The sequence below is a fragment of the Flavobacterium glaciei genome (genome assembly GCF_003350545.1).
In the GTDB taxonomy this organism is placed as follows: domain Bacteria; phylum Bacteroidota; class Bacteroidia; order Flavobacteriales; family Flavobacteriaceae; genus Flavobacterium; species Flavobacterium glaciei.
Genome location: NZ_QQBA01000003.1, coordinates 95,001 through 108,174 on the forward strand (window position 1 = coordinate 95,001; position 13,174 = coordinate 108,174).

The 13,174-nt window shown below is 35.0% G+C and carries 12 protein-coding genes; 9 read left to right on the forward strand and 3 right to left on the reverse strand.

The features are described 5' to 3' along the window. The gene (locus tag DFR66_RS03905; RefSeq protein ID WP_114753541.1) at positions 1-381 is read left to right on the forward strand and encodes a TraR/DksA family transcriptional regulator; all 381 of its coding nucleotides are present in this window, start codon (positions 1-3) and stop codon (positions 379-381) included. Between the two features lie 85 nt (positions 382-466). Then, positions 467-1,063 (forward strand): lipoprotein signal peptidase, encoded by a 597-nt coding sequence (locus DFR66_RS03910; RefSeq protein WP_114753542.1) that lies wholly within the window; start codon positions 467-469, stop codon positions 1,061-1,063. A 65-nt stretch (positions 1,064-1,128) separates the two neighbouring features. Here the strand turns inward: DFR66_RS03910 and DFR66_RS03915 are convergent, their stop codons facing one another. From DFR66_RS03915 to DFR66_RS03925, 3 genes are read right to left on the reverse strand one after another with little or no spacing between them, the layout of a single operon-like run. Further along, positions 1,129-1,326 carry a hypothetical protein gene (locus tag DFR66_RS03915; protein ID WP_114753543.1) on the reverse strand — a complete coding sequence of 66 codons (198 nt, stop codon included), beginning with the start codon at positions 1,324-1,326 and terminating at the stop codon, positions 1,129-1,131. 42 nt (positions 1,327-1,368) lie between these two features. Next, a complete protein-coding gene (locus tag DFR66_RS03920; protein WP_114753544.1) occupies positions 1,369-1,932 on the reverse strand; it encodes a 5-formyltetrahydrofolate cyclo-ligase in 564 nt (187 codons plus the stop codon). A gap of 10 nt (positions 1,933-1,942) precedes the next feature. Next, positions 1,943-2,923: a succinylglutamate desuccinylase/aspartoacylase family protein gene (locus DFR66_RS03925; protein ID WP_114753545.1), complete on the reverse strand. Its 981-nt coding sequence runs from the start codon at positions 2,921-2,923 to the stop codon at positions 1,943-1,945. A gap of 130 nt (positions 2,924-3,053) precedes the next feature. Here DFR66_RS03925 and uvrC point away from each other — a divergent pair, with 130 nt between their 5' ends. The 7 genes from uvrC (at position 3,054) to DFR66_RS03960 (ending at position 13,078) form a co-directional block, all read left to right on the forward strand. After that, positions 3,054-4,856 carry an excinuclease ABC subunit UvrC gene (gene uvrC / locus DFR66_RS03930; RefSeq protein WP_114753546.1) on the forward strand — a complete coding sequence of 601 codons (1,803 nt, stop codon included), beginning with the start codon at positions 3,054-3,056 and terminating at the stop codon, positions 4,854-4,856. Positions 4,857-4,892: 36 nt separating this feature from the next. After that, entirely contained in the window at positions 4,893-7,091 is a 2,199-nt protein-coding gene (locus DFR66_RS03935; protein ID WP_114753547.1) for a patatin-like phospholipase family protein, read from the forward strand. A gap of 185 nt (positions 7,092-7,276) precedes the next feature. Further along, complete coding sequence (locus DFR66_RS03940; RefSeq protein WP_114753548.1) at positions 7,277-8,434, forward strand: homogentisate 1,2-dioxygenase; 1,158 nt, start codon at positions 7,277-7,279, stop codon at positions 8,432-8,434. Positions 8,435-8,685: 251 nt separating this feature from the next. After that, on the forward strand, positions 8,686-9,846 hold the full coding sequence (gene hppD, locus DFR66_RS03945) for a 4-hydroxyphenylpyruvate dioxygenase (protein WP_114753549.1): 1,161 nt from the start codon (positions 8,686-8,688) through the stop codon (positions 9,844-9,846). Between the two features lie 291 nt (positions 9,847-10,137). Further along, entirely contained in the window at positions 10,138-10,905 is a 768-nt protein-coding gene (locus tag DFR66_RS03950; RefSeq protein WP_114753703.1) for a DUF3108 domain-containing protein, read from the forward strand. A gap of 2 nt (positions 10,906-10,907) precedes the next feature. Next, positions 10,908-11,843 (forward strand): tryptophan 2,3-dioxygenase family protein, encoded by a 936-nt coding sequence (locus tag DFR66_RS03955; RefSeq protein WP_114753550.1) that lies wholly within the window; start codon positions 10,908-10,910, stop codon positions 11,841-11,843. A gap of 20 nt (positions 11,844-11,863) precedes the next feature. Next, on the forward strand, positions 11,864-13,078 hold the full coding sequence (locus DFR66_RS03960) for a M23 family metallopeptidase (RefSeq protein ID WP_114753551.1): 1,215 nt from the start codon (positions 11,864-11,866) through the stop codon (positions 13,076-13,078). Positions 13,079-13,174: the final 96 nt, after the last annotated feature.

A 13,174-nucleotide genomic window follows, 5' to 3' on the forward strand; every position in this document is an offset into this window, starting at 1 on the left:
ATGGTAGATGAAATTGCAAGATACTCAGAAGCTGATTTAGCAGAGTTCAAAGAGATAATCGTAAACAAAATGCAAAAAGCACAAGCTGATTTAGATTTGATTAAAAGTGCTTACATGAATGACTTAAATAACGGAACTGACGATACATCGCCTACCTTTAAAGCATTTGAAGAAGGAAGCGAAACAATGTCTAAGGAGGCAAACTCGCAACTGGCAATCCGTCAGGAAAAGTTTATTCGTGATTTGAAAAATGCACTTTTCCGTGTCGAAAATAAAACGTACGGAGTATGTAAAGTTACAGGCAAATTAATTGGGAAAGAAAGGTTAAAAATCGTTCCTCACGCAACAATGAGTATCGAAGCAAAGAACTTGCAACGATAAACTTCTTGTTAAACAAGATTTAACGCTCCATTAGGAGCGTTTTTTTTGATTAAATTGTTATTTTTGCGCCATTAAAATTTATAATATGTCATTACGTAAAGCGTATCTCCTTATTTTTATTCTACTACTTGTTGATCAAGTTTCTAAAATATACATCAAAACTAATTTTATTTTAGGTGAAGAAGTTGAAGTATTTAAATGGTTCAAAATTCTATTCATTGAAAATGAGGGAATGGCTTGGGGAGTGCAAATTCCTGGAGCTTATGGAAAATTATTCTTAACTCTTTTTAGAATTGTAGCCGTAAGTGGAATAGGGTATTGGTTGTGGGATTCAGCGAAAAAGAAAAGTTCGGATTACTTAATCGTTGCAATTTCTTTAATCCTAGTTGGCGCTTTCGGTAATATCATTGATTCTGTTTTTTACGGTGTTATTTTTGACGACAGCCAGCAACAATTAGCTACTTTGTTCTCTGACCAACCCTATGGAACTTGGTTTCACGGAAAAGTAGTAGATATGTTTTATTTTCCTTTTTGGCATGGAAATTTACCAAGTTGGTTGCCTATTTGGGGCGGAAAAGAATTTACCTTTTTTAACGCAATATTTAATGTCGCCGATATGGCGATTTCTACTGGAGTTGGAATATTGATTTTCTTTAATAAAAAAGCATTTCATCAAGATTAGATTCAACGTTTTTTACAACATACAAAAAAGACCTGTTCATGATTTGAACAGGTCTTTTTGCATAATTAGTTTTTGTTATGTCCGGGTGCGTAGCGTTTCGCACTTTTTCCACCGTATATTTTTTTCGCTTGTCCTGGAGGAAGTTTTTTAGCTCTATAACTAGATGTGCGGGTTCCGGTTTGAATGCTGCAATTTGAAAATGAAACTGCGAATAAAATAACCATAACGCTTACGGCAAATCTCGAATTTTTGAATGTTCTCATAAATTATTTAATTGTATCTGCCGCGAAAGTACGCATTCCAAATTAAAACGAGTGAATTGAATTTGGTGTTACACAATAATTCAGTTGTATATCACCTTCAAAAACATCTTTAATAATTTCTTCGGGTTCGAAGAAAGCCAGTCCAATTTTGATTACATCAGGTTTGCATTCTGATAAAAATTTGTCATAAAATCCTTTGCCGTAACCTACGCGATGTCCTTTTTTGTCGAAAGCCAAAAGCGGTACAAAAACTACATCAATTTTATTTGAGGGAACTTCAATACCGTCTACAGGTTCCGGGATATTGTATTGGTTTTTCTTGATTCGGGTGTTGTCAGTCAATAGGAAATGCGTCATGTTGCGGGTGGCAAAATCAGCTTTGGAAACAATGATTTCTTTGTCTTTTCCGGATAATAAATGAAGAATAAATTCTGTATTGACTTCCTTTTGTTCTGTTATGGGAAGGAAAATATGAAAATAGGTTTTCTCCCAAAGCGGAAGCGCCAGTATTTTATTGGCTATAGCCAGACTCATTTCTTCTACTTCATTTTCAGAAAGTGTACTTCGTAAGGTTTTGTATTTTTGTCGTAACTCTGTTTTGTTCATTGTAAATTTTTTATTCTCCTTCTTCTCCAAGAGCATTGGATAAATGATAAATGGCATCGCCTTCATACACAATAGGGGAATGATTCGCATTAATGATATACCCGTCGTTTGGCGCTTTTACTTTCCGTTCAAACTTTCCGTACGGATCCGTTATGGTGGCAAGAATAGTTCCTTTTTTTACAAACTTTCCTATCGTATTAAAATCGTGCAATAATCCGGAGCATTTGGCGCGTATCCAGCCAGATTTTTCAATATAAATGGTATTGGATTTTTGTTGTACCGCAGTATGTTTTAAGTCTAACATATCAAGATGTTTAAGCAGACGTTTCGCTCCATTTATGCCTTCATCGGCAATTTCATTGTTGATATCTAATGATTTTCCGCCTTCAAAAAGTAACATTTTGACATCCATTCTTTCACTGGAACTTCTAAACGATCCCATTATATTTCTGGAATATAAGGTAAAAGGTGCATTAAATACATCTGCTAGAATTTTTAGTTCCGGATTACTATGTGCGATTCTAATTTGTGGTGCGTTGAAACGACTGGCTCCACCAGCATGAAAATCGACAGCATATTGTACCAATGGCATGATTTCGGCTAAAATGTGAAACGCGAATCTACTGGCCAGAGAACCCGTTTTGCTTCCCGGAAAAACGCGATTTAAATCCCGACCGTCTGGAAATTCTCTAGATTTATTGACAAATCCATATACGTTTATGATTGGTATACAAATGATTGTGCCTCTTTTTGGCTTGTTAATTTTTTTGTAAATGAGTTGTCGTACTATCTCGACTCCATTGATTTCGTCGCCATGAATTCCTGCCGAGAAAAGAACTACGGGGCCTTCAAACTTGGAGCGCCGCACGATAATGGGAATGTTCAATTTTGTAGTGGTGTGTAATCTGGCGATTTCGACATTGATAGTTTTGTTTTCGCCTGGATTTATGCTTTCGCCAAAAAGAACAATAGGTGTGGTATTAATTTTCATCATAGGTTCTTGAAAGCATAAAAATAAGGATAATAACGAATTAGAAACTAAAATTCCGATAAAATTTTCCTTAGTAAGATTTCAAGAGTATTGATTTGTATTTCGGGATTTTTGAGATTAACTTTGTTACATGAATCCAACAACTTTAGCCTTACAAATCCAAACCTTACCTGATAATCCCGGCGTATACCAATATTACGACAAAGAAGGGAAAATTTTGTATGTGGGCAAAGCCAAAAATCTTAAAAAAAGAGTTTCTTCTTATTTTAATAAAATTCACGATACGGCCAAAACCAATGTGCTCGTAAAGAAAATTGTCACTATAAAACACATCGTGGTTCCTACGGAAACAGATGCCCTTTTATTAGAAAATAACCTGATAAAAACCTTGCAGCCGCGGTATAATGTGTTATTGCGAGATGATAAAAGTTATCCGTGGTTGTGTATCAAGAAAGAACCTTTTTCGCGGATTTTTGCTACTCGAAGAATGGTCAAAGACGGTTCGGAATATTTTGGTCCCTATACCAGTTTCAAAACGGTAAGCACTATTTTAGAACTGATCAAAGAGTTGTATCCGCTTCGAACTTGCAACTATGATTTGAGTAAAAGCAATATCGAAAGCGGGAAGTTTAAAGTTTGTCTCGAATACCATATTGGTAATTGTATGGGGCCGTGTGAAGGTCATGAATCCTTAGAAAATTACCAAAAACAAGTGGATGCTATTCGCGAAATCCTGAAAGGAAATTTCAAAGAAAGCATGAAAGATTTTAAGCGTGTTATGACCAGTTTGGCTGCTGACATGCATTTTGAAGAAGCACAGAAAATAAAAGAAAAAATTGAAATTTTAGAGAATTACCAATCGCGATCTACGATTGTAAATCCAAAAATCACCAACATCGATGTGTTTTCGATTGTTTCAGATGAAGGTGCGGCTTATGTGAATTTTCTGCAAATTTCACATGGTTCGATTATTCGTTCCCACACGATGGAAATCAAAAAGAAACTCGACGAAACCGATGAAGAATTATTAGAATTGGCGATTATCGAATTGAGAGAGCGTTTTCATTTGCTGTCGAGAGAGGTTATTGTTCCGTTTCACGTGGATTTAGGTGAAAATATAAAAATTACTGTTCCGCAACTAGGCGACAAAAAGCAAATTTTAGATTTATCGATTCGAAACGCAAAGTTTTACCGCATTGAACAACTCAAACAACTGCAAATTGTAGATCCGGATCGCCACACGAAACGAATTATGGCGCAAATGCAAAAAGACTTGCGATTGCCAGTCGAGCCGAGACATATTGAATGTTTTGATAACTCGAATATTCAGGGAACGAATCCCGTTGCGGCTTGCGTGGTTTTTAAAGATGGAAAACCAAGCAAAAAAGATTACCGCCATTTTAATATAAAAACGGTCGAAGGGCCGGATGATTTTGCATCGATGACCGAAGTCGTGTACAGAAGATACAAACGATGGCTGGACGAAAATCAACCGTTACCCAATTTAATAATTATTGACGGTGGAAAAGGACAATTGTCATCTGCACTCAAAAGTATTGATGAGCTGGGATTACGTGGAAAAATAGCGATAATTGGGATTGCTAAAAGGCTGGAAGAATTGTTTTATCCGGGCGATTCTATTCCGTTGTATTTAGATAAAAAATCAGAAACACTGAAAATTATTCAGCAGTTGCGAAACGAAGCACACCGTTTTGGGATCACGCATCACCGGGACAAAAGGAGTAAAGCAGCGCTGAATTCTTCGATAGAATCCATTCCCGGTATTGGAGAAAAAACAATGCTCACTCTGATTCAGCATTTTAAAAGTGTTAAAAGATTGAAATTAGCAACAGAAAAAGAAATTTCGGACGTTATAGGTATGTCAAAAGCCAAAAAAATTACCGAATTTTACAAGGCTGCAAATGAAAATTAATATTACCTCATTCTAATATGGGATAAATGGCTGCTTATGAAGAAAATCGCACTATTAGTCATTGTTTTAACCAGTTTAGCTGTGTTTTCGCAAGAGCAAAAAAAGCCTAAAATAGGTTTAGTTTTGAGTGGTGGTGGTGCAAAAGGATTTGCTCATATTGGAGTTTTAAAAGTCTTAGAAGAAGCTGGAGTCAAGATTGATTACATTGGCGGAACAAGTATGGGTGCAGTAATTGGGGGTCTTTATGCATCAGGATATAATGCAACCCAAATTGATTCGATTTTTCAGGCGACAGATTTTAACGAGTTAATCAACGACTTTATTCCCAGATCCTCTAGAAATTTTTATGAAAGAAGAAATGACGAGTTATATGCTTTGATTCTTCCTTATAATAAATTCAAAATTGGAATTCCGGAAGCGCTTTCTAAAGGAATGTACAATTATAATTTATTGAGTAGAATTACCAGAAACGTTAGACACATAAAGGATTTTAATCAACTACCGATTCCTTTTTTATGTATTGGTACCAATATTGAAACTGGTGAGGAAGTATTATTGAATAAAGGAAATTTGGCCCAAGCCATGATTGCAAGTTCTGCATTTCCCTCTCTGTTTTCCCCTGTGGAAATTGATGGAAAAATTTTGGTAGATGGTGGTGTTGTGAATAATTACCCAATAGAAGAGGTACGAAAATTAGGTGCAGATATCATTATAGGAGTCGATGTTCAAAATGATTTGTATGACCGAACACAACTCAAAGATGCTACTAAAATCTTGGTACAAATCACAAATCTTCAGTCTATTGAGCGAATGAAGAAAAATGTAATTAATACAGATATTTACATTAAACCGGATGTTACGCAATACGGTGTAATATCATTTGATAAGGGAAACGAAATAATAAGAAAAGGAGAAGAGGCAACCTTTGCCGTTTATGAACAATTAAAAAAAATTGTTGATGAGTCTAATCCGTACCGGAAACCAAATTTACAATTACGTTCTGATAGCCTGCAAATTCGAGCGATAAACAGTAATGAATTAGATAATTATACTAAAGAATATGTCATTGGAAAATTAAGGTTTAAGCCAGGCACAAAAAAGAGTTACGATGATTTGTTAAGGGGGATTAATAATATAAATGCCACTAAAAACTTCAGTGAAATATCGTATTCATTGGAAGCTAATAAAGAAGATGTTGACTTGAATATTAGTCTAAAAGAAAATCCCACAAAAACGTATTTAAAATTCGGATTGCATTACGATAATTTATTTAAAAGTGGTGTTTTAGTAAACTTGACCCGCAAAAAAACACTTTTTAAAAATGACATTGCTTCACTGGATGTTATTTTAGGCGATAATATTAGGTACAATTTAGATTATTACATCGAAAATGGATTTAATTTGAGTTTTGGTTTCAAATCTAATTACAATCAATTCAATAGAAATGTAGCCAAAGAAATTAGCAGTACAACATTTAATAATCCAGATATAAACTCCATTAACGTTGATTTTACAGATTTGACGAATCAAGCGTATTTCCAATCGTTATTTGTTCAAAAATTTTTAATTGGAGGCGGAGTTGAATTTAAATTTTTAAAAATAAAATCAGAAACACTCGCTAATGTAGACCCAATAATTGATAATAGTAATTACTTGAGTCTTTTTGGGTATATGAAATACGATTCCTTTGACAATAAAAATTTTCCTAAAAAAGGTTGGTATTTCACAGGTGATATTCATTCGTATTTACTTTCCTCTAATTATACTGGCGATTTTAAACCATATTCAATCGCTAAAGGGGATTTTGGGGTAGCAGCAACTTTATTTAAAAATGCTACAATAAAATTACAAACTGATGCCGGGTTTTCTTTTGGTCAGGACAGCGTTGCTTTTTTTAATTTTATTTTAGGGGGTTACGGTTATAATCCATTGAATAATTTCAAATATTTATATGGTTATGATTATTTGAGTCTGGCAGCCAATAGTTACATAAAATCAACGGGAACGGTAGATTATGAATTTTACAAAAAAAATCACATCAATTTCTCGGCAAATTTTGCTAATATTGGAGATCGGATTTTTGAAACGGTAGATTGGATTTCAATCCCAAAATATTCTGGTTATGCCGTTGGATATGGTTTAGAAACTGTCATTGGACCTATAGAAATAAAATATTCATGGTCTCCAGAACAGCCCAAAGGATTTACATGGTTCAGTATTGGGTTTTTGTTTTAATTATAAATTATTTCAATAATAATTCCGATATTTGTTATAATGAAAACAAAATGGCTAGGTTTATTAGAGTATCTTCAATTCCTTATCAAGAGAAATCCTGAGTAAGTACCTCTTTTTTTGATTTATCATAGCACATCATAAAGTAATCTCAACTTTAATTTGTTACACTTTTAAACAAAAAAATCATGCCTTTATATCACAAATTGGGGAGTTTCCCTCAAAAAAGACACACACAATTCGAAAAACCAACGGGTGGTTTGTATTACGAACAACTATTTGGTACAGAAGGTTTTCACGGCCATTCCTCTTTATTGTATCATGTACACAGACCTACACAAGTCAAGGAAATTTTAAAATCCTATTCTGTTGAACCGAAAATTGCCATTGGAAAAAACATAAAATCGTTGTTATTCAAAGGTTTTGAACTTAAGCCCGAAGATGATTTTCTGGATAGCCGTAAACCCATGTTAGTCAATAAAGATTGTACAATAGGATTAGCTGCACCTAGACAATCACTACGCAACTATTTCTACAAAAATGCCGATGCCGATGAAATGATTTTCATCCACAAAGGAAAAGGAAAATTGCGTACCATGATGGGAAATATTCCTTTCGAATATGGCGATTACTTGATTATTCCTCGCGGAATGATTTACCAAATTGATTTTGAAACATCAGAGAACAGACTTTTCTATGTCGAATCATTTGCTCCTTTTTACACACCAAAACGTTATAAAAACGAATCGGGTCAACATTTAGAACATTCGCCGTTTTGCGAGCGTGACTTTATTTTACCAAACGAGTTAGAAACGCACGATGAAAAAGGCGATTTCCTAATCAAAATCAAGAAAGAAGGAATGATGCATGAAGTTGTTTATGCTACGCATCCTTTTGATGTTGTGGGTTGGGATGGGTATAATTTCCCGTACGGATTCAGCATTCATAATTTTGAACCTATAACGGGTCGCGTACACCAGCCGCCACCGGTCCATCAAACCTTCGAAACGGCAACATTCGTCGTTTGTTCGTTCTGTCCGCGACTGTACGATTACCACCCTAAAGCCATTCCAGCGCCTTACAATCACAGTAATATTGATAGTGATGAGGTTTTATATTATGTAGATGGAGATTTTATGAGCCGCAATAATATCGAGCAAGGACACATTACCCTGCACCCAAAAGGAATTCCACACGGACCCGCACCGGGAGCCATGGAACGCAGTATAGGTCATACTGAAACTCACGAATTAGCGGTTATGGTCGACACATTTCGGCCGCTTATGGTCACCGAAGAAGCCATGGGATTAGATGATGGTCAGTACTATAAATCTTGGGTGGAATAAGTCATTGCGAGAAACGAAGCAATCACATTACAATTGCCATCCTAAGCGTAGTCAAAGTAAGGAGCTATTTCCTGCTGTTCGCTTTATCTTTTTTTCGGTTAAAAAACCTCAAAAAAGGATGCCGCTTCCATCAGGGCTAGGGCTTTTACGTAATCAATAACATATTTTAAATTAATCAATCCGTGTACATCAGTTTATCCGCTTCATCCGCGGTCCCAAACTAGAATTACCGAATCAAACAAATAAATAACATGTCGAAAGAAATAAAATCAGTAGAATACGGACTAGAAAAAATATTTGAAGGAGCGCAAGATTTCCTTCCATTATTAGGAACCGATTATGTAGAATTTTACGTAGGAAACGCAAAACAATCTGCACATTATTATAAAACCGCTTTTGGTTACCAGTCTTTGGCGTATGCCGGACTAGAAACCGGAGTACGAGACAGAACATCGTATGTGCTGAAGCAAGATAAAATTCGCATTGTACTGACAACTCCATTAACGCAGGATTCTCCAATTCATGAACATTTGAGAAAACACGGTGACGGGGTAAAAGTAGCCGCACTTTGGGTTGAAGATGCCACTAGTGCGTACGAGGAAACTATGAAACGTGGTGCTCGTTCTTTTATGGAGCCAACAGTAGAAAAAGATGAGTTTGGAGAAGTTGTTCGTTCTGGAATTTATACTTATGGAGAAACAGTTCATATTTTTGTGGAACGCAAAAATTATAATGGTGTATTCTTGCCTGGTTACAAGGAATGGAAATCGGATTACAATCCCGAGCCAACAGGATTAAAATACATTGATCACATGGTGGGGAATGTAGGTTGGAACGAAATGAATACTTGGGTTAAGTTCTATGAAGATGTGATGGGATTTGTAAATTTCCTTTCTTTTGATGACAAACAAATCAACACGGAATATTCAGCGTTGATGAGTAAAGTAATGTCAAACGGAAACGGAAGAATCAAATTTCCAATTAACGAACCTGCCGAAGGAAAGAAAAAATCGCAAATCGAGGAGTATTTAGACTTTTATGGCGGACCTGGAATTCAGCATATCGCCATTGCAACGGATGATATTATCAAAACGGTGTCGCAACTGAAAGCGAGAGGAATCGAATTTTTATCTGCACCTCCGCATACATATTATGAGGCTATTCCGGAGCGATTGGGCGATCACATGAAAATGATGAAAGAAGATTTAAATGAAATCGAGAAATTAGCTATCATGGTCGATGCCGATGAAGAAGGATATTTATTGCAAATTTTTACAAAACCAGTACAAGACAGACCAACCTTGTTTTTTGAAATTATTCAAAGAATGGGAGCAAAAGGGTTTGGTGCAGGTAACTTTAAAGCGCTATTTGAATCAATAGAACGAGAACAACAATTGCGAGGAACGTTGTAAATATGCATTATTTTTACACATTGTGAAAAAATAACCGATGAACAGCGTGTTTTTTTGTAAATGTTGTGTTAAACTTTATTTTTCGAAAGAATAACTGAATTTGTTAGCTACCTTTGCACTCGCAAAAAGGGAAGGGGTGGTTTCCTTCCTGATTTCATATAAATTTCATAGTTTATAGTTTTTTGGTTAGTTAATAGCATAAAAACTCAGTCATTATTTGACTGAGTTTTTTTGTTTTGATATATTTGGAATAAATTTTGCAATACTGTCAATAAATTGACAAAAGAAGTAATGAAAAAACTAATCTTATTCTTTATATTGATCGTAACAGTAAGCTTTGATTCTCCTCAGGAAGATGCTTATGGTGTGGGAGAATTTTTTAAATTCAGAATACATTACGGGATAGTAAATGCAGGATATGCCACATTAGAAGTAAAAGATGCGGCTATAAATAACAAAAAAACGTATCATATTGTAGGGAAAGGATATACCACTGGAATGTCCCGATTTTTCTTCAAAGTAGATGATTTGTACGAAAGTTATATTGATAAAGAAACGAAAAATCCATATCGCTTTGTTCGAAAAATTGACGAAGGCGGCTACACTAAAAACCAAGAAGGTTTTTTTAATCAGTCTGTTAATAGAGTAGTTGTAAAAGATTACAAGCACAAAACCGAAAAAACGCTTTACATACCAAAAAACACTCAAGACATACTCTCCACATTTTATTACTTAAGGAATCATCCTAATATTGATAAGTTAAAAATTGGGGAATCAGTCGCAATAGACATGTTTTTTGATGATGAAACTACTAAATTCAAGCTAAAGTTTATTGGTCGGGAAGATATTACCACTAAATTTGGCGTCGTTCCATCAATGATTTTTAGGCCATTGGTGCAATCTGGGCGTGTTTTTAAAGAGCAAGAAAGTCTTACGGTTTGGATATCAGATGATGATAATAAAGTGCCACTTAGAATAAAAGCCAGTTTGGCAGTAGGTTCAATCAAAGCAGATATAGATGCGTATAAAGGTTTGAAAAAACCTTTTAAAACAAAATAATAATGAGCAATAACGACAATTCAGAAGCTATTTTAAAAGAAATCGAGCTTAAATATGAAGCAATAAATCAAAAAACGGAGACCCAGCTTGAAGGTCTATTGTGGTCAAAACCAATTACATATTGGGATTATATTCAAACAGATGCTTTATTAAATCTTCAAACTCAAAGAACGACGCTTCCGGATGAGATGGTTTTTATCATGTACCATCAGGTGAACGAATTAATATTTAAGATGATACTTTGGGAAATGCGCCAGATTTCCTATTGTGAAAATATTCAAACTGATTTTTTTACCGAAAGATTAATGAGAATCAGTCGGTATTTTGATATGTTAACGACCTCTTTCAGTATTATGGGAGATGGAATGGAAGTGGAACAATACATGAAATTTCGAAATACACTGACACCTGCGAGTGGCTTTCAGAGTGCGCAGTACCGATTAATAGAATTTTCTTCTACAGACCTTATAAACTTGATTGATCACCGTTATAGAGATTCAATTGACAGGAATACCTCATACGAGTTTGCCTTGGAACATTTGTATTGGCAAGCCGCCGGAAAAGATTATCACACCGGCAAAAAATCATTTCTATTGGAGGAATTTGAGAGAAAATATAAAAAAGAATTCCTGGCGCATATGGAGGAATACAACACCATAAACATTTGGCAAAAATTCAAACAATTACCGGAATCAGATCAAAAAAATCCTGAATTAGTACAAGCGATGCGTCATTATGACCATACGGTAAACATTACTTGGGTAATGCAACATTTAAATACAGCAAAAAAATACATTGATCAAAGCGGAAAGGGTAATGGCGAAGCTACAGGTGGAAGCGACTGGAAAAAATACATGCATCCAAAATACCAGAGAAGAATTTTCTTCCCTGAATTATGGAGTAGCCATGAGTTAGAAAATTGGGGAGTAGAAATGTAGGTTGAATTAAAAAGCACGGTTTGAAACAAATATTTATAGTTATAATAGCAATATTTTCTTTAGTATCATGTAATAAAACGGAGGAAATAAAGGAGGAAAAAGCAGTAAAACGTATTCCTAAAAAGAGTGAGTTTGGTTTTGTGTATGCTGATTTTAATGTCATTCACGATACGATACAAAAAGGTGATACTTTTGGGACTTTATTAGAACAACAAAATATAGGAGATCGACAAGTATATGACATTATCGCTAAAGTAAAAGATAGTTTTGATGTGAGAACAATCAGGATAAACAAACCTTTTACAATGCTTCGGTCCAAAAATAAAAAGAAAGATTTACAGGTTTTTATTTATCAGCCTGATAATTTAAGCTACTACGTAGTTGACTTTCGGGATACTGCAGTTTCTGTTTACAAAAAAACAAAACCCATTACGATTAAGCGACGCACTATAGGTGGCGTTTTGAAAGAGTCTTTATCAGAAACTTTAGGCAATGCTAAGATTGAAGTAGCCTTAGCTAGTAAGATAACTAAAATATATGCGTATTCCATTGATTTTATGAAACTTAAAAAAGGCGATCGTTATGCGATAACTTTTACAGAGCGATTCATAAATGATACAGTTTATGATGGAGTAGAAGAACTAGAAGCTTCCTTTTTTGAATACAAAGGAAAAATCATTTATGCATTTCCTTTTGCTCAAAATTCTGGTAAAATAGAATATTATGATGAGCAAGGGAAAACACTGAAAAATTTCTTCCTTAAATCACCAATAAAATTCAGTAGAATTTCCTCTCGATTTTCATCAAGTCGTTTTCATCCGGTACAACATCGTTGGAAAGCACACAAAGGAACGGATTATGCAGCTCCACGCGGAACTCCCATTACTGTTACAGCAGGAGGTGTAGTTGAACAAAGTGGTTTTACGGCTGGAAACGGAAATTTTGTAAAAGTAAAACACAATGGAACTTATTCTACTCAATACCTGCACATGTCAAAAATATTGGTAAGACGCGGTCAACGTGTAAATCAAGGTCAAGTCATTGGTTTGGTTGGAAGTACTGGTTTGGCAACAGGTCCTCATGTATGTTATCGATTTTGGAAAAATGGCAAGCAAGTTGATGCGCTAAGGCTTAAATTACCTACTGGTGAACCTATGACCGGTAATAATAAAAGTCGATTTTTGGAAAAAATAACACCTCTGAAATTCCAGCTAGATAGTGTCGCTAATCTATAATTACAAATTTTTTTTGCTTATTTGAAAATGCACTTGCTTTAAAAACCGAAATAATTCAACTGATGGTATTATGGCTACTATTTAGTGTTTTTCTTG